14 protein-coding genes and 1 pseudogene are annotated in these 16,285 nt (G+C 60.9%); 8 read left to right on the top strand and 7 right to left on the bottom strand.

What is annotated here, in order from left to right:
* On the bottom strand, positions 1-906 hold the full coding sequence (gene cysD, locus AC1RUK_RS18755) for a sulfate adenylyltransferase subunit CysD (RefSeq protein WP_481834433.1): 906 nt from the start codon (positions 904-906) through the stop codon (positions 1-3).
* Positions 907-1,395: 489 nt separating this feature from the next.
* On the opposite strand from cysD, the gene AC1RUK_RS18760 reads away from it, so the two are divergent.
* Together AC1RUK_RS18760 and AC1RUK_RS18765 are read left to right on the top strand one after the other, a co-directional pair.
* Complete coding sequence (locus AC1RUK_RS18760; protein ID WP_481834432.1) at positions 1,396-2,658, top strand: O-antigen ligase family protein; 1,263 nt, start codon at positions 1,396-1,398, stop codon at positions 2,656-2,658.
* 18 nt (positions 2,659-2,676) lie between these two features.
* Positions 2,677-3,615: an NAD-dependent epimerase/dehydratase family protein gene (locus AC1RUK_RS18765; protein WP_481834431.1), complete on the top strand. Its 939-nt coding sequence runs from the start codon at positions 2,677-2,679 to the stop codon at positions 3,613-3,615.
* Between the two features lie 18 nt (positions 3,616-3,633).
* Here the strand turns inward: AC1RUK_RS18765 and AC1RUK_RS18770 are convergent, their stop codons facing one another.
* The 6 genes from AC1RUK_RS18770 to rfbA form a co-directional block, all read right to left on the bottom strand.
* On the bottom strand, positions 3,634-4,179 hold the full coding sequence (locus AC1RUK_RS18770) for a sugar transferase (protein WP_436171610.1): 546 nt from the start codon (positions 4,177-4,179) through the stop codon (positions 3,634-3,636).
* Positions 4,180-4,299: 120 nt separating this feature from the next.
* Positions 4,300-6,288: an SDR family NAD(P)-dependent oxidoreductase gene (locus tag AC1RUK_RS18775; protein ID WP_436171609.1), complete on the bottom strand. Its 1,989-nt coding sequence runs from the start codon at positions 6,286-6,288 to the stop codon at positions 4,300-4,302.
* Between the two features lie 250 nt (positions 6,289-6,538).
* A complete protein-coding gene (gene rfbD, locus AC1RUK_RS18780) occupies positions 6,539-7,477 on the bottom strand; it encodes a dTDP-4-dehydrorhamnose reductase (protein ID WP_481834430.1) in 939 nt (312 codons plus the stop codon).
* A complete protein-coding gene (gene rfbB, locus AC1RUK_RS18785; protein WP_481834429.1) occupies positions 7,474-8,556 on the bottom strand; it encodes a dTDP-glucose 4,6-dehydratase in 1,083 nt (360 codons plus the stop codon). The genes rfbD and rfbB overlap by 4 nt, the downstream gene beginning before the upstream one ends.
* Positions 8,557-8,581: 25 nt before the next feature.
* Entirely contained in the window at positions 8,582-9,136 is a 555-nt protein-coding gene (gene rfbC, locus AC1RUK_RS18790) for a dTDP-4-dehydrorhamnose 3,5-epimerase (RefSeq protein ID WP_481834428.1), read from the bottom strand.
* Positions 9,137-10,018, bottom strand: coding sequence for a glucose-1-phosphate thymidylyltransferase RfbA (gene rfbA / locus AC1RUK_RS18795; protein ID WP_481834427.1), 882 nt, complete (start codon positions 10,016-10,018; stop codon positions 9,137-9,139).
* A 115-nt stretch (positions 10,019-10,133) separates the two neighbouring features.
* Here rfbA and AC1RUK_RS18800 point away from each other — a divergent pair.
* The 6 genes and pseudogenes from AC1RUK_RS18800 (at position 10,134) to AC1RUK_RS18825 (ending at position 16,284) form a co-directional block, all read left to right on the top strand.
* Positions 10,134-10,491, top strand: a pseudogene (locus AC1RUK_RS18800) (VOC family protein).
* A gap of 93 nt (positions 10,492-10,584) precedes the next feature.
* Positions 10,585-12,012, top strand: coding sequence for a phosphomannomutase (locus tag AC1RUK_RS18805; protein ID WP_481839458.1), 1,428 nt, complete (start codon positions 10,585-10,587; stop codon positions 12,010-12,012).
* A complete protein-coding gene (locus tag AC1RUK_RS18810) occupies positions 12,009-13,424 on the top strand; it encodes a mannose-1-phosphate guanylyltransferase/mannose-6-phosphate isomerase (RefSeq protein ID WP_481834426.1) in 1,416 nt (471 codons plus the stop codon). The genes AC1RUK_RS18805 and AC1RUK_RS18810 overlap by 4 nt, the downstream gene beginning before the upstream one ends.
* A gap of 85 nt (positions 13,425-13,509) precedes the next feature.
* Positions 13,510-14,496 carry a GDP-mannose 4,6-dehydratase gene (gene gmd / locus AC1RUK_RS18815; RefSeq protein ID WP_481834425.1) on the top strand — a complete coding sequence of 329 codons (987 nt, stop codon included), beginning with the start codon at positions 13,510-13,512 and terminating at the stop codon, positions 14,494-14,496.
* Positions 14,497-14,532: 36 nt separating this feature from the next.
* Positions 14,533-15,477: a GDP-mannose 4,6-dehydratase gene (locus AC1RUK_RS18820; RefSeq protein ID WP_481834424.1), complete on the top strand. Its 945-nt coding sequence runs from the start codon at positions 14,533-14,535 to the stop codon at positions 15,475-15,477.
* Between the two features lie 21 nt (positions 15,478-15,498).
* Positions 15,499-16,284 carry an ABC transporter permease gene (locus tag AC1RUK_RS18825; protein ID WP_481834423.1) on the top strand — a complete coding sequence of 262 codons (786 nt, stop codon included), beginning with the start codon at positions 15,499-15,501 and terminating at the stop codon, positions 16,282-16,284.
* The last annotated feature ends 1 nt before the right edge of the window (position 16,285 follow it).

Here is a 16,285-nt window from a genome sequence, read left to right on the forward strand (position 1 = left end):
TCAGAAATACCCTTCGCGCTTCTTCTTTTCCATGGAGCCGGCTTCATCGCGGTCGATGAGGCGGCCCTGGCGCTCGGAGGTGCGCGCTGTCAGCATCTCGCCGACGATGGCCTCAAGTGTGTCGGCGTCAGATTCGATGGCGCCGGTTAGCGGATAGCAGCCAAGGGTGCGGAACCGCACCAGCCGGTTCTCCACCGTTTCGCCCGGTCGCAATTGCATGCGCTCGTCGTCCTTCAAAATAAGCATGCCGTCGCGTTCGACGACCGGACGCTCCTTGGCGAAATAGAGCGGCACGATCGGGATGTTTTCCTGCAGAATGTACTGCCAGATATCGAGCTCGGTCCAGTTCGACAACGGAAACACGCGGATCGATTCCCCTGAAGCGATGCGGGTGTTGAATATCTTCCACATCTCCGGCCGCTGGTTCTTCGGATCCCAGGCGTGCTGGGCGTTGCGGAAGGAAAAGATGCGCTCCTTGGCGCGCGACTTCTCCTCGTCGCGGCGGGCGCCGCCAAAGGCGGCGTCAAAACCGTATTTATCGAGCGCCTGGCGCAGCGCCACGGTCTTCATCACATGGGTGTGGGTGTTGGAGCCATGATCGAACGGATTGATATTGTCGCGCACGCCGTCTTCGTTGACATGGACCAGAAGGTCGAAGCCGAGCTTTTGCGCCATTTGATCGCGAAAGGTGATCATCTCGCGAAACTTCCAGGTCGTGTCGACGTGGAGAAAAGGAAAAGGCGGCTTGGCGGGATAGAACGCCTTCATCGCCAGATGCATCAGCACCGAGGAATCCTTGCCCACCGAATAGAGCATGACCGGCTTGCTGAACGCAGCCGCGACCTCGCGGAAGATGTGGATGGATTCGGCCTCAAGCCGCTGCAGGTGCGTTAGCGCGATATTCATGGACTGTGAGCGTTCTCTCGTGCCATCCAGACCTTGCATCGACGCGTCGGGCACAGTCTTTCAACAGCCCGGTTCAAGCTTCACGTCTGGACATTATGATTTCGTGCCGGCGTTCTAGCAGATCGCCATTGCCGGGAACAATGCCGTAGAGGTCCGCTACCGGGCGGATAGAGAATGAATTTTCCACATAAAGCTTAGAAACCGGAAATTCCTGCCTAACGGGTTGATGGACCCGAAAGGCCGCGAAAAACTATTGCCGCTGCAAGTTGCCACCCGGCGAAAGGCTGATGTCACGGGGCGTAAAGGCCATGCTGGCGATTTTTGATCAGGAGCCGGGCCTCGCCGCACTATCGAAGATCGGACCCAGCCGCTATACCGGAGGCAGCAGATGGGCCAGCGGCCGCCTTGCGGCGCGTGGATTTCGAAGGTGATCTTGTTTGCTGCCACCAGAAGGCAGCGTCCCCAACCCCGCAATTGTGAACCAGAGCATTGAACCGGCTTTCATCCATAAAACGTCACTTCACGCCTTCGCAGATCAACATCTACTTCTCCATCGTCTGCTTCTTTTCTCCGCCGGTTCTGGGATCGGTGGTCAGCTTCGTGTTCAGCGGCGGCGCCCTGTGGTCCGTCCTGCTGCTCGCCGTGAAGCGGCGGCGCTTCAATATCGACCGGCCGATGCTGGCGATGACCGTGGCGATCTATGCCTATTGCGCCGCGATGATCCTCGCTTCGATCGTCAACAATACGCTCAGGGCCGACGCGGTCTATTTCCTACCGCTGATAACCTTGCTGTTTTTCCCCCTCTCCTACTCGACCTGGAGCATTACCGAAAAAGCCACCCTTGTTCGCATTGTCGTGCTGGCCAGCATGGCGGCATGTTTTTGCGCCCTGGCTTTGGCCATCGTGCAGTATTACTGGCTTGGCATGAGGGCTGAAGGCGGGGCGGGAAATGCGATCGTGTTCGCGACCGTCGCCTGCCTCAGCGCCATGATGTGCCTGGCCGGCGCCCTGTCGGGCATAGAGAGGGCGTGGCTGTTGCTCTCAGCAGCACTGGCCGGCGCTGTCGCCATCGTCTGCTCGGGCTCGCGCATCATCTGGCTGGCCATGCTGATCGCCGGCATTGCCGTGCTTCTGATCAACCGGCGCAAGCTCGCCGGCAAGAATTCCGTGCGCCTGCTGCTGATCGCCGCCGGGATCGCGCTGGTGATCGCGGTGGTCGGCTTTCCCATCATATTGGAGCGCACCGATTTCCTGTTCAGCGACTGGGATGCGCTGAACAGCAAGGACGACCACTCGACGGCGCTCGGCTTGCGCGTGGCGCTTTGGCAGATCGGTCTTGGCGCATTCCGCGAGATGCCGATTTTCGGACACGGCATCGCCGCCAGCCGTGACCTCATGCATCAGGGATTCCAAGACCAGTTCGGCATGGACCGCGGCTTCAGCCACTTTCACAACGGCTTCCTGACGGCAATGGTCGAGGCTGGGATTCTGGGCGCCATCACGTTGGCGGCCATATTCGTGGTTGCCGCCAGAAATGCGGCGAGGGTGCTGCGCATCAGCACCGATCCTTTGGAGCGCTTCGGCGCAACGATGATCGTCGTGACCGTGATCACCTATCTCATCGGCGGGCTGACCGGCATCCTTGTCGGCCATGACATTCTCGATTCGACCTTGATGGTGTTCCTGGTCTGCGGGACATATCTGGCCTCGGGGCGTCAGCAGCCATTGCCGGAAGCATCGGCAGTTGGCTGACAATTTTCGGACAAGGCCATGAAAGTGCTGGTCACAGGCGCTACGGGGTTTATCGGACGCCAAGTCGTGCAACAGCTCCGCGAAGCCAGGTTCGAGGTGCGGATCGCCTCCCGTCATCCCGAACGCTTCGAGCCGACGAGCGATGCCATCCTACTACCGGAGCCTGACGCGCCGGTCGAGGCGTTCCTGGCCATCATGCAGGACGTCACACATGTCGCTCATTGCGCCGCCCTGAACAATGATCGCGACGCAAGCGATGCCGACTATTTGAGAGCCAACGCGGAACTGACCGGACGGCTGGCGCATGCCGCAGCCGTGCAGGCCGGCGGACGCTTCATCTATCTGTCGTCGATACGGGCAGTGGCCGGTCCCGGCTTCAGCGGCACCATCGACGAGAAAACACCCGCTGCCCCGCAATGCGCCTATGGGCGATCGAAGCGCGAAGGCGAGATCAGGACGCTGGACGCCTATAGGCCGGCAGGCCGCTCCGACGCCGCCGTGCTGCGGCTGCCGCCGGTTCATGGCGAGGGTATGAAGGGAAACCTGGCGACGCTGATGCGGCTGGCCGACACCGCCCTGCCGTTGCCGGCGGCCGCGTTGACGGGGGTCCGCTCGCTGATATCTTGCGGGGCGGCCGCGCGCGCGGTGCTGCACCTGTTGACCCGGTCGACGCCACTTCGCCCCGTCTATGTCGCCGGCGATCGCCGCCCCAGCCCGATTTCGGAGATCATCACAGCCTTTCGGCGAGGCTTCGGACGGCCGGCGCGGCTGTTTGCCATGCCCGCGGCGCCGATGCGGGCGGCCGCGTCCTTACTGGGCAAGGGCAGCACCTGGGAGACCATGACCGCAACGCAGATCTGCGATCCGTCGCTGCTTGTTTCGCAAGGCTGGGCGCCGGAAACCGACACGCTCGAACAATTGGCCGAAATGGCCAGACACAGCAAGATCGGAGCCTGATCCAAACCGTGTTGGTGATCAGCTCCGATAGATCGTCCGCAGCAATATCTCGAGATCGCCGCCGATCGAGGCCGTATCGAGATAGGCGGCATCGGTCTCGGCGCAGAGCTTCGGGTCCGACATGTCGATGCCCCTGACCTGGGCGAGACCGGTTATGCCGGGGAGCGCCTGCAGCACGCCCAATTCCTTGCGGTGCCCGATCAGTTCCGTCTGCGTGGGCAGGCACGGGCGCGGCCCGACAAGGCTCATCTCGCCTTTCAGCACATTCCAGAGCTGCGGCAACTCGTCGATCTTGGTCCTGCGCAAAATCCTGCCGACGGCGGTGACGGAATGCGCCGGCGCCTCATGCGTGGGCAGGGACGGCGTTCCCTGATGCATCGTTCTCAGCTTGTGACAGCGAAAAGGCGTACCGCCCTGCCCGACCCGGACCTGGGAAAACAGCGCCGGCCCCGGCGACGATGCCTTGACGGCCAGCATGGCGATAAGCAGGACAGGGGATGTCGCCACCAGCATCGAGGCTGCAATCACAAGATCGAAGGCCCGCTTTGGCCCTTTCAGGGTCATCCGATGTTGCTCCGCGGTCGATAGCCAAGATCCGGCGCACCCGAATGACAGATAGAAACCAATGCGCGAGGCGACGATCGGCCTTGGCTTCAATAGCAATCGTCGTCGCGCGGAACAGGTCTAACCTATTTGTCCAACTGTTTTCGGGCTGTTTTCCTGCAGTGCCTCGACCGGAGGTTTTCTAGCCTCATGCAGTCCCGCCAACACGGCAAGCGCGGCAGCCTTGTCCTGGATCCGCATCGCCGCCTGCAACGCCGTCAGAGCGGCCTGGATGCTCGGCCATTCCACGATATCGGTCCTCAGGCCAAAAACCTTGGCGATGTCGATCGTGACGATCTCCTCGTTCTCGCCCTGAAGCGTTTCGTGCAGCTTCTCACCGGGCCTGATGCCGGTGAAACGGATCGGAATGTCGGTGTATGGGCTCTTGCCGGCCATGCGGATCATGGTTTCGGCGACCTGGAGGATCGGCACAGGCTTGCCCATATCGAGCATATAGATGGCATAGTCGTCCTTGCCCTCGCGCCGCTCCGAATCGGCGGCTGACATGATGACAAGGTCGACGGCCTCGGCCACGGTCATGAAATAGCGCGTCATGCGCCGGTCGGTAATGGTGACGGGGCCGCCTGCCTCGATCTGCGCCTGGAAGATGGTGGCCACGGAGCCGTTTGAGCCAAACACGTTGCCGAAGCGCACGGCGATGAATTTGGTGCCGGAGCGGCGCCCGCCGAGCCCGGTGGCGTGCGTCTCATGCAAGGAACTGACGATCTGCTCGGCGGCCCTTTTGGTGACGCCTAACACCGAGGTAGGGTCCACCGCCTTGTCGCTCGAAATCAGCAGGAACTGCGGCACCCCGCATTTGGCGGCGACCTCGGCGCAGGCGAGCGTTCCGAAAATGTTGGTCTGGATCGCCGATTCCCAGTTCTCTTCGAGCAGCGGCACGTGCTTCAGCGCCGCGGCATGGAAGATGATGGCCGGCTTGAATTCGCTGACGACGCGCGTCATCTGGCGCCGGTCGGTGACATCGATGATGCGGCACTTCAGCCGATCATGATCCTTTTCGTCGACGGACTGGTCGAGCTGGAAAATGCCGAATTCCGAGATATCGGCGACCAGAACGGCCTCGGCGCCGAGTTCCAACGAGCGTTTGACCAGGATGCGGCCGATGGAGCCGGCGCCCCCGGTCACCAGGACGCGCTTGCCGCTGACGAAAGCACCGATACGCTCGATATCGGGCGGCACGGTCGAGCGGCGCAGAATTGTTTCCATCTCGACGGCGTCGAGAACCAGCTTGCTGCCCTGCCCGAGCTCCGAGAAGCCGGAGAACTGCACGACGGCGATGCCGCTGTGGCGGGCGACGCGAACCAGCTCCGAATACTCCTCGATCTCGCGTTCGACGCCGTTGCCGAAAATCAGCAGGTCGAGATTCTCGGTACCCTTGGCGTATTCTTCCAGCACTTCGACCAGCCGCGGGCGCAGCGCCACCACCGGAACGCCCTGGATCCGCGTGCCCCGCGGCGCCTCGCTCTCGATGGCCATGATGCCGGCAATGGCATACTCCGCCGGCTGCGCGGTGCGCGTGAAACGGATGATCACGTCGGCCTCGCTCAACCTGCCGATGAACAGCGCCTGCTTGATCAGCTTGTTGTTGGTGTCGCGGCCCAGGATGCGCCAGCTCGCGCCGTCGCGAAGGAACCGGTAGTAGAGCCGGGGCGCCGATATGATGGTGAAGGAGACCAGGAAGAAGACGATGAACTGGCGCTCGTTGAGGCCGATCACCGGCTGGAAGGCACGAAACGTCAGCGAGGCGCCATAGAGCAGCACAGTCAAAGTCGCGCAGCTCTTCAGGATGTTGAAGAAGTCGGGCGTCGAGGCGAACCGCCACACTGTGTTGTAGAGACCGCAATATCTGAACAGCAGATGGCTGAGAACGACGATACTTGCCCAGCATGCCAGGCCCATTGGAGACAGCGCCCCGAACGACAGGTTCGATCGCGACAAAACCAGGCTGAGCGCCACCGCGATCAGGACCATGACGATGTCCTGAAGCATGATGATGGCGCGCCGTATCTTCGGCCGAAGTCCGGACACGGCTTCTACGTATGAGGTCATTGGGTAGTACTGAACTCCAGGCGCGAAGATAGTAACGCAAAAGTGGCGCCAGATCGACTTTCAACCGTCACCGGCCACCTGTTAGAGTGCCAAATCTTCAACCCCGCCGCCTCCTATCGCATAGCGCGGAGTTGGGGGCATCGCCAGAGATTTTTTGGAACCGCACGTGGTTGAGCGATCACATACTTTTCAGCCGGCCAATTGTTTTGCGCGCACGAACCCTGCCAGACTGGCGAGCGGGCATCCTACGTTAGCGATCGCTGCTGCAATTCCGAGTCTGTGAAGGACCTGCCAAAATTGCGGTTTCCTTGCTCAGCAGTCGAGATACCGTCCTTTGCGTGGAGATGCGCCAATCCGGTGCTTGCCAAGCGAATGCACTCCTGAATTTCACAGTCGACAGGCGCGAATTGCAAGGGCGCCGCGCCTTGGTCGAATAGTCCTCGGTGGCGATGTCGCATATTCGCGCATGCGGCCCCCCAAGCGCCCGGCTGATATCCAGTATTTGGCGGGCAAAGCCGCTCCAATTGGTCTCGCCCGTCCCTGCCAGATGGTAGACGCCGAAGGCGTCAAAACCCTTGTCGCGATCGAGCACGGCGGCGGCATGCAGGATAGCAGCGGCGATATCCAGCGCCGACGTCGGATTTCCCCACTGATCGGCCACCACTTTCATCTCGTCGCGATCGGCGGCAAGCCTGAGCATGGTCTTGACGAAATTCCTGCCGAACGGGCTGTAAGCCCATGCCGTGCGCAGGATGATGTGGCGTGGATTGGCCGCCGCCACCGCCAATTCGCCGGCGAGCTTGGAGGCGCCGTAGACGCCGAGCGGCGCTGCCGCGTCAGTCTCCACATAGGCGCCGTCCTTGGTGCCGTCGAAGACATAGTCGGTCGACAGATGGATGACGGGAACGCCGAGTCGCGCGGCGGCTTCGGCGACCGCGCCGGCGCCTTCGGCATTCACAGCAAAAGCCAGGTCCGGCTCGTCCTCAGCCTGGTCAACGTCGGTGTAGGCGGCTGCAGAGACGATGATGTCGGGCCTCGATGCTTCGAGCGTCTTGAACACCGTGTCGGGCCGCACCAGATCGAGCTGCGGCCGGCCCACGGCAATGACCTGCACGTCATCTCGTCCATGCGCCGCCTCCAGCAGGCTCGCGGCGATCTGGCCCTCGCGTCCGGTGACGACAAGCCTCACGCCGCGCCCTTTCTGTCTTCCGCCGGGCTTTGGCCCAACCGCTCACCGGCATAGCGCTGCTCGCGAATCGGTCCCCACCACCATTTGTTGTCGAGGAACCAGTCGACCGTCCTTGCCAGGCCGCTGTCGAAATTCTCCTTTGGCGACCAGCCGAGATCGCGGCTGATCTTGGAGGCGTCGATGGCATAGCGGCGGTCGTGGCCGGGGCGGTCGGTGACGAAGGAGATCAGGTCGCGGTAGCGCTGGCCGTCGGCGCGCGGCCTTCTCAGGTCGAGAAGATCGCAAATGGTCTCGACGACGCTCAGATTGGTGCGCTCGGAATTGCCGCCGACATTGTAGCTCTCGCCCGCTTGCCCCTTTGTCGCGACAAGCTCGAGCGCGCGCGCGTGATCCTCGACGAACAGCCAGTCGCGCACATTGGCGCCGGCGCCGTAGACCGGCAGCGGCCTTTCGTCGAGCGCGTTCAGGATGACCAGCGGAATGAGCTTTTCGGGAAAGTGATAGGGCCCGTAATTGTTCGAGCAGTTGGAAAGCACGACCGGCAGGCCATAGGTCTCGTGCCAGGCGCGCACCAGATGGTCCGAGGCCGCCTTGGAGGCGGAATATGGCGAGGACGGCGCATAGGGCGTCTCCTCGACGAACATGCCGCCGTCGAAGGGAAGATCGCCGAACACCTCGTCGGTCGAGACATGATGGAAGCGGAAGCGGGCCTTGCGGTCCTCCGGCAGGCCGCGCCAGTATTCCAGGGTCGTATTCAGCATCCGGTAGGTGCCGACGATGTTGGTCTCGATGAAGGTGCCCGGCCCGTCGATCGAGCGGTCGACATGGCTCTCGGCGGCCAAGTTCATGACGATGTCGATGTCGTCGCGGCGCAATATGTCGAGCACCGCCCTCTCGTCACAAATGTCGGCCTGCTCGAAGCGGTAATTGTGCGCGTTCTCGATCGGCCGCAACGAGGCGAGGTTGCCGGCATAGGTGAGCTTGTCGAGATTGGTTACCCGGTAGGCCGGATTGGCGCACAAATGCCGGCACACGGCCGAGCCGATGAAGCCGGCGCCGCCAGTCACCAGGAAATTCATGCCGCTCTCCCTCCACGAACAGTCTTCACGGGAACACCTCCGCGCCAGCAAGCAGCGGCGCCTCGATGTCCTTGTCCGAAAGCTGGAACCCGCCCGATATCGCCGGCCATTCAATGCCGATTGCGGCGTCGTCGAAACGGATCGACCGGTCGTGCCCGGGCGAATAGATATCGGTGACCTTGTAGAGAACCTCGGTGTCCGGCACGAGCGTGATGAAGCCGTGCGCGAAGCCCTTCGGCACCACGATCTGGTTGCCCTTCTCGGCCGAGACTTCGAGGGCGACCCATTTTCCGAAGCTTTTCGAGCCGCGGCGGATGTCGACCGCGACGTCGAGGATCTTGCCTCTGATGACGCGCAGCAGCTTGTCCTGGGCGCGCGGCGGAAGTTGGTAGTGCAGCCCCCTCACCACGCCCGCAGCGGCGGAATAGGAATGATTGTCCTGCACAAAGCGCAGGTCGATGCCGGCCTCGGCGAAGCGCTCGGCATTCCACGTTTCGATGAAAAAGCCGCGCGCGTCGCCGTGCCGCTTCGGCACGATCTCCAGCACGCCGTCGAGACCGAGTTGCCTTACCTCCAGCACCTAGTTCTCCGTCAGTTCGGTGACGCGCCTGCGCAGATAGGTGGCATATTCGTTCTTTCCGAGGCGGGTGGCGCGCTGAAGCACCTTGTCCGCCGTCAGCCAGCCCTGTTCGAAGGCGATCTCCTCCGGGCAGGCGACCTTGATGCCTTGGCGGTGCTCGATTGTGCGCACGAAAGACGAAGCCTCATGCAGGCTGTCATGGGTGCCGGTGTCGAGCCAGGCATAGCCGCGGCCGAGCTGATGGACGTGCAGCTGCCCGCGCCCCAGATAGACGTTGTTGACCGCCGTGATCTCGAGTTCGCCGCGCGCGGAGGGCCGAATCGTCGAGGCGATGTCGACGACATCGTTGTCGTAGAAATAAAGGCCGGTGACGGCCCAGTTGGATTTGGGCTTCTGCGGCTTTTCCTCGATCGTCAGAGCGGTGCCGCTGAGCTTGTCGAACGACACCACGCCGTAGCGTTCCGGATCGTCGACATGATAGGCGAACACCGACGCGCCGCTATCGCGGGCTGCCGCTGTGCGGCAAAGCTGGGACAGCCCATCGCCGAAATAGATGTTGTCGCCAAGGATCATCGACACGCTGTCCTTGCCGATGAAGTCGCGGCCGATGATGAAGGCTTCGGCCAGGCCGTTGGGATGCGGCTGCTCTGCATAGGAGAAGTCGAGCCCGAACTCGGAACCGTCGCCGAGCAAATCGCGAAATACCGGCAAGTCGCGAGGCGTTGAAATGATCAGGATCTGGCGGATTCCGGCGAGCATCAATACGCTCAGCGGATAGTAGATCATCGGCTTGTCGTGTATCGGGAGGATTTGCTTAGATATCGCTAATGTTATGGGATAAAGGCGGGTTCCGCTGCCTCCAGCAAGGATAATCCCCTTCAACCTAATCTCCTCGAGTTACCCAAGTCGGCCAGCCTCCCGCAGTCCAGTCAAGGTAGCACAGGAAAGGCCCAGCGGCCCGCATTTTGCAGAGAACGGATGGCGGCTGCTCTAATGGATTCCATCCGATGTTACAAGCCATTGGCGATCCAGGAGCACTAGCAGCCAGCCGGCAACGGGTGCGACATTGGACAGGTTCAAGGCGTTCTACGCAACTGCGTTTTCATGGTGGTTCACCGATGGCGGGCCGACCTATTCGGCCTTTTCCGGGGCTCGACGGAGGCTTTCAGGCGGACGCCGCGGAAGCGCCCGCCAAGCTGCTGCCCGTGCTTGATTCCGAGATCTGGAAGAGACCCTGGATGCCGTCGAAAAGTGCCGGTTGGTACGATCGTCAGGCCGATCTTTTCATTCCCAGGTGCCGGCAGTTCCATTTCGTCGACCCGGCCGGCAATGGGATGGCGGTATGGGGATATTAGGAAAGATGCAGATTTCGAAGCCATTTTGCCTGTTGACACGCGGGCTCACTCCAATAAGTAGCAGCCCCACTTTCCAACGGCAAAAGCAGAATGATGAAATTCGGGTCAAGCGGCGTCCGAGGTTTGGCTTCGGAATTGGTTGGAAAGCCAAGCGGACTTTATACCGAAGCCTTTGCTCGGCGTTTGGCTTCCAGTGGATTTCAGCCGAATGGCCAGGTCTTCGTAGGCCGAGATCGGCGCGATAGCAGTCAAGCAATTGCCGACGACTGCATGGCAGCCTTGGCCGCAAGCGGGTTTCGGCCTATGGATTGCGGCACCATCCCTACGCCTGCCCTCGCTCTATATGCCCGGAAGTACAGGGCCGCGGCCCTCATGGTGACGGGTTCGCATATCCCTGCAGATCGCAACGGTATCAAGTTTTATGGCCTGAAAGGTGAGATCGACAAAGCGGACGAGGCAGCGATCACGAACTATGTCGCCGAACGGTCAAATGTGTACCCTTGGCCGCCTGCTCGCGGAACGTGGCCGGTTTGTCATGACGAGGCGGTCGCGGCCTATCGAGACCGCGCCAATGAGATATTGGAGCCGGGCGCTCTTTCCGGTATGAGGCTCGGCGTCTATCAGCACAGTTCGGTCGCAGCGGAGCTGCTGGTGGAGGTTCTTCAGTCCTACGGGGCCGATGTAGTTCCCGTCGGCAAAACTGCAACCTTCGTGCCAGTCGACACCGAAGCCGTGGATGCGGCCACGCTTGCGAAGCTGAAGGGTTGGGCCCACGAATTCAAGCTCGATGCCATTGTGTCCACGGACGCCGATGCCGATCGCCCCCTTATCGCCGACGACAACGGTGATCTATTTCGGGGCGACCTGATCGGGCTCGCCACGGCTCTCTTCGTAGCCGCAGATACTGTCGTCACGCCGGTAACCTCCAATTCGGGTATTTCAGGTGCTCTGGGTTTTGAGGTGGTGAGAACGAAGGTCGGGTCCCCTTTTGTCATCGAGGGCATGGAAGTGGCGTACGGCGATGGCAAGATTGTCGTCGGCTTCGAGGCCAATGGCGGCGTTCTCCTGGGGACGGATTGTCGGCTGAATGGGAAGACATTGGCGGCGCTGCCGACACGGGACGCCATCCTCCCGATCCTGGCCGTGCTCGGCACCGTGGCATCGACAAAAAGACCCCTGTCCCGCCTACGCGAGATGTGGAAGCTTCCATTCTGCGCAAGCGAACGTCTCGAGAACTTTCCCCTTGAGAGCTCGCGCAAACTGATGCGCCACCTCGCGAGCTTGGATTTGCTCCAGAAGTTTCTAGCCCCGTTTGGCACTATTGCCGACGTCGATGAAACCGACGGCATCAGGGCGCGGATGCATACAGGCGAGATCATACACTTGCGGCCGTCCGGAAATGCGCCGGAATTGCGCTGCTATTCGGAGGCCGCGGACTTCGACAGGGCGACGGCGCTCGTAGCGCAGACACTGGAGAAGGTGCGGGCAACCGCGTCCACGGACACTGAGGTCGTTCGATGAAAGTTGTTCCGGTCATCATCAGCGGTGGAGCTGGTTCGCGACTATGGCCGGCCTCCCGGCAGTCGCATCCCAAACCTTTCCTCAAGGTGGCGGACGGACATTCGCTCATACAGCATACTGTGCTGCGCGCTGCCTCGATCCCGGATGTCGTCGAGCTTGTCACCGTGACGTCCAGGGAACACCTTTTCCTCACGACAGACGATTTCGACGAGCTGGAACCAGTCATCCCGCCGCGCACCTTTCTGCTTGAACCAGAGGGGCGCGACACTGCCGCCGCCGTGGCAGCGGCCACGATCCACGCCAAGGCAACGCAAGGTCCCGACGCCATTCTGTGCATCTTTCCCGCCGATCACATGATCGGGAACGTGCCGGCATTTCTAAGCGCCATCGCCAGGGCCATCGAACATGCAAAGCAAGGGCGTATCGCAACACTGGGCATAAACCCGACCCGGCCGGACACGGCATTCGGCTATATCGAGGCAGACGGCGGAAAAGTTGTCCGCTTCGTCGAAAAACCGGATATCGAGACGGCCAAGGCCTATGTCGCGTCTAAGCGCTTCTTCTGGAACGCCGGCATCTTCTGCTTCAGAGCGCAGGTCATGCTTGATGAAATGGCTTCGCATTGTCCTGCCGTGATCGAGGCCGTTCTCGCCAGTTACGAGGACGGTCGCGTCAGCCATGGCGAAGGCTTTGCGAGCATCGAACTCTCGTCAGAACATTTCGCCTTGGCGCCGCGTATTTCGCTCGACCACGCGGTGATGGAAAAGACCCAAAACCTGGCGGTCGTCCCCTGCGACATGGAATGGAACGACATTGGATCGTGGAACGCGATGGCCGAACTGGTCGCCCCCGACGAGAGCGGGAACAGAATTCGCGGCGACGTTCGCATGGTGGACACCACCGGCAGCTACATAAGTTCGGGCAAACGCGTCATCGGCACGGTCGGCATCAGCGACCTGGTGATCGTGGATTCCCCGGATGCCTTGCTCGTGGCGTCCCGCGACCGCGTTCAGGACGTCAAGAAGTTGTTCGAGTCCCTCAAGGCATCCGGACATGAGGCGCATTTGCTTCACAGCACCGTGCACCGACCGTGGGGCACCTACACGGTCCTGGAAGAAGGCGAACGCTTCAAGATCAAACGCATCGAGGTGAAGCCTGGACGGCGCCTGAGCCTGCAAATGCACTACCATCGTTCCGAGCACTGGGTCGTGGTCAGCGGTTCTGCAAAGATAGTCAACGGTGACGAGGAACTGTTCCTGGCGACCAACCAGTCGACCTACATCCCTTGCGGCCACAAGCATCGGCTCGAAAACCCAGGCAAGATCGACCTGGTAATCATCGAAGTCCAGAGCGGCGACTATCTAGGCGAGGATGACATCGTGCGGTTCGACGACGTATATGGTCGCACCTGACAATTCATTGGCTCGCAGGGCTGGGGCGAGCAAACATCAATTCTGAGCTGGGGCGGGGAATCATCAGACACAATCGAGAGAATTGATGACAAAGACAGCACTGATAACCGGCGTCACCGGGCAGGACGGCGCCTACCTGGCTGAGCTTCTGCTCTCCAAGGGCTATGAAGTTCACGGGCTCGCCAGGCGATCGAGCACTGCAGACGTGAACACCACGCGCCTGAAATGGCTTGGCATCGAGAAAGACGTTCGAATCGTTGATGGAAACCTGACGGATCTGTCCGGACTGGCTCGAACCATGCGCGACATAAGGCCAGACGAAGTCTACAATCTCGCCGCCCAATCCTTCGTCAAATCATCATGGCAGCAGCCGATCCTGACAGGCAACGTTACCGGCATAGGCGTGACCAATGTCCTGGAGGCTCTCCGGCTCGAAGCCCCGGAGGCGCGCTTCTATCAAGCCTCATCGTCGGAGATGTATGGTCTTATCCAGGAGCCGATGCAGTCGGAAACCACCCCCTTCCATCCCCGCTCCCCTTATGCTGTGGCGAAACTCTACGGCCATTGGATCACCATCAACTATCGCGAGAGTTTTGGCCTGCATGCCTCGAGCGGCATCCTGTTCAATCACGAATCACCGCTTCGCGGCATCGAGTTCGTGACCCGCAAGGTCACGGATGCGGTTGCGCGCATCAAGAAGGGCACGTCCAAGGAGTTGCGGCTCGGCAATATCGACGCCAAGCGCGACTGGGGTCACTCCAAGGATTATGTCCGCGCCATGTGGTTGATGGTGCAGCAGGACCAGCCAGACGACTATGTCGTTGCCACAGGCAAGACGACGACCGTGCGCGACATGTGCCGGATCGCATTCGAGCATGTGGGGCTCAACATTGAGGACCACCTTGTCATAGATCCAGAACTGTTCAGGCCGGCGGAAGTCGAAATCCTGCTTGGCAATCCGGCAAAGGCAAAGCAGAAGCTGGGCTGGGAAGCGACGATCTCGCTGGAAGAGATGATCAGGGAAATGGTGGATGCCGACCTCGAACGTCACTCCCAGCCTATCAGGCGTTGAACTGAGCAGAAGGCCCTGGCGCGGATGGTTGATAGGTTGAAGCATCGCATCCTGATCACCGGGGCGAGTGGATTTGTGGGCACAGCATTATTGCGGCTGCTGGAGCGGGAACACAGCGAATGCGAGGTGTTCGCGTTTGGCCATGGCAACGGACATCTGAACCCGATCGATCTCATGGATCGGGACGCGGTCGACGCGGCAGTCCATGAGGTCCGTCCTACCGCGCTTGTGCATTTGGCGGCGGTCGCCGCGCCCGCCGATGCTCGCAATGCCCCGCGCCATGCCTGGGACGTCAATGTGACGGGAACGATGAATCTCGCAGAATCCGTGATGCGCCATGCTCCGGAGGCGAGGTTCGTTTATGTTGGGAGTTCGGAAGCCTACGGAGCCTCATTCCAGAGCGTAGCCGGTCCGGTGACAGAAACCGTGCCGCTTCGGCCCGTGACGGTCTACGGTGTCACCAAGGCGGCCGCGGATCTGATGATCGGTCAAATGGCGTATGACGGACTGCGCGCGGTTCGTTGCCGCCCGTTCAACCACACCGGCCCTGGCCAGTCTGATGCTTATGTAATTCCCGCCTTCGCTCGCCAAGTGGCCGAGATCGCGGCTGGCAAGAACGAACCGGTCATTCATGTGGGAAATCTTGAAGTCGAGCGCGACTTCCTCGACGTTCGCGACGTCGTGCGCGCATATGCCGGTGCCGCGATGCTGAATCCGAACGCCGATCCGGACTGTGTCTACAATATCGCATCCGGGCAACCGCTCAAAATCCGGCATATCCTTGATATGCTTATCGCGCAGTCGGGCATCGATATCGAAGTCCGCGTCGACCCGGAAAAACTCCGCCCGAACGACATTCCCTTCGCGTCGGGTGATGCGTCAAAAGCACGCGACTGGCTGAAGTGGAAGCCTCTGGTGCCATTCGAGCAGACAATAGCCGACGTTTTCGGATATTGGCAGCGGGTATGTAAGGCCCGCTGACGCGCGCAAGAGGTTGATCGAATGTTCCGAAGCCTTTGGCAATATCGCCATTTCATCATCTCCTCGATCAGAGGCGATCTGAAGGGACGTTTTGTGCGGTCCCGTCTGGGCGGCCTTTGGTTCATCCTTCATCCGCTGGCGCAGGCCGTGATCTTCTCGATCGTGCTTTCGGAAGTTCTCAAGGCACGGCTTCCGGATACGGACAGCCCCGCCGCCTATCCGATCTATCTTTTGTCCGGGATGGCGGCGTGGACGCTGTTCAGCGAAATCCTCACGCGCAGCATGACTGTCTTCATCGAGCAGGCGCCGGTGATGAAGAAGATCGCCTTTCCGCGTCTGTGCCTGCCCGTGATCGTCGGGGGCACGGCGCTGATCAATCATCTGCTATTGCTCGTCGCCCTGTTCATCATCTTCATCTTCCTGGGACATATACCGGGCCGGGCGTTGATTTTGCTGCCGGTCGGGATCGTCCTGATTGCGGCAATCGGCTTCGGCCTCGGTGTGATCCTCGGGGTGATGAACGTGTTCATCCGCGACATAGCGCAGGTCATGACGATCGTGCTGCAGCTCTGGTACTGGATGACGCCGATTGTCTATCCGGCCAATGTTCTGCCCGAAAAGTACAGCTTCATGATCAGCCTGAACCCGATCGCGCCGCTGGTGGGGTTGTATCAGGATGCGCTGTTGTTCAACCGCTGGCCGAGTCCGGAAAGCCTGATCATGCCGGCCATTTTGGGACTGCTCAGCATGGGCTTTGCGATGCTGTTCTTTCGCCGCGCAAGCCCCGAACTCGTCGACGTGCTGTAGC

This window comes from Mesorhizobium monacense (assembly GCF_056781675.1).

What these genes read in the sequence shown, in the direction of transcription:
- AC1RUK_RS18770 (WP_436171610.1), bottom strand. Translation starts at nt 4,179, where the DNA reads ATGACCCTGAAAGGGCCAAAGCGGGCCTTCGATCTTGTGATTGCAGCC.
- AC1RUK_RS18775 (WP_436171609.1), bottom strand. Translation starts at nt 6,288, where the DNA reads ATGACCTCATACGTAGAAGCCGTGTCCGGACTTCGGCCGAAGATACGG.
- gmd (WP_481834425.1), top strand. Translation starts at nt 13,510, where the DNA reads ATGACAAAGACAGCACTGATAACCGGCGTCACCGGGCAGGACGGCGCC.
- AC1RUK_RS18810 (WP_481834426.1), top strand. Translation starts at nt 12,009, where the DNA reads ATGAAAGTTGTTCCGGTCATCATCAGCGGTGGAGCTGGTTCGCGACTA.
- AC1RUK_RS18805 (WP_481839458.1), top strand. Translation starts at nt 10,585, where the DNA reads ATGAAATTCGGGTCAAGCGGCGTCCGAGGTTTGGCTTCGGAATTGGTT.
- AC1RUK_RS18765 (WP_481834431.1), top strand. Translation starts at nt 2,677, where the DNA reads ATGAAAGTGCTGGTCACAGGCGCTACGGGGTTTATCGGACGCCAAGTC.
- cysD (WP_481834433.1), bottom strand. Translation starts at nt 906, where the DNA reads ATGAATATCGCGCTAACGCACCTGCAGCGGCTTGAGGCCGAATCCATC.
- AC1RUK_RS18825 (WP_481834423.1), top strand. Translation starts at nt 15,499, where the DNA reads ATGTTCCGAAGCCTTTGGCAATATCGCCATTTCATCATCTCCTCGATC.
- rfbB (WP_481834429.1), bottom strand. Translation starts at nt 8,556, where the DNA reads ATGAATTTCCTGGTGACTGGCGGCGCCGGCTTCATCGGCTCGGCCGTG.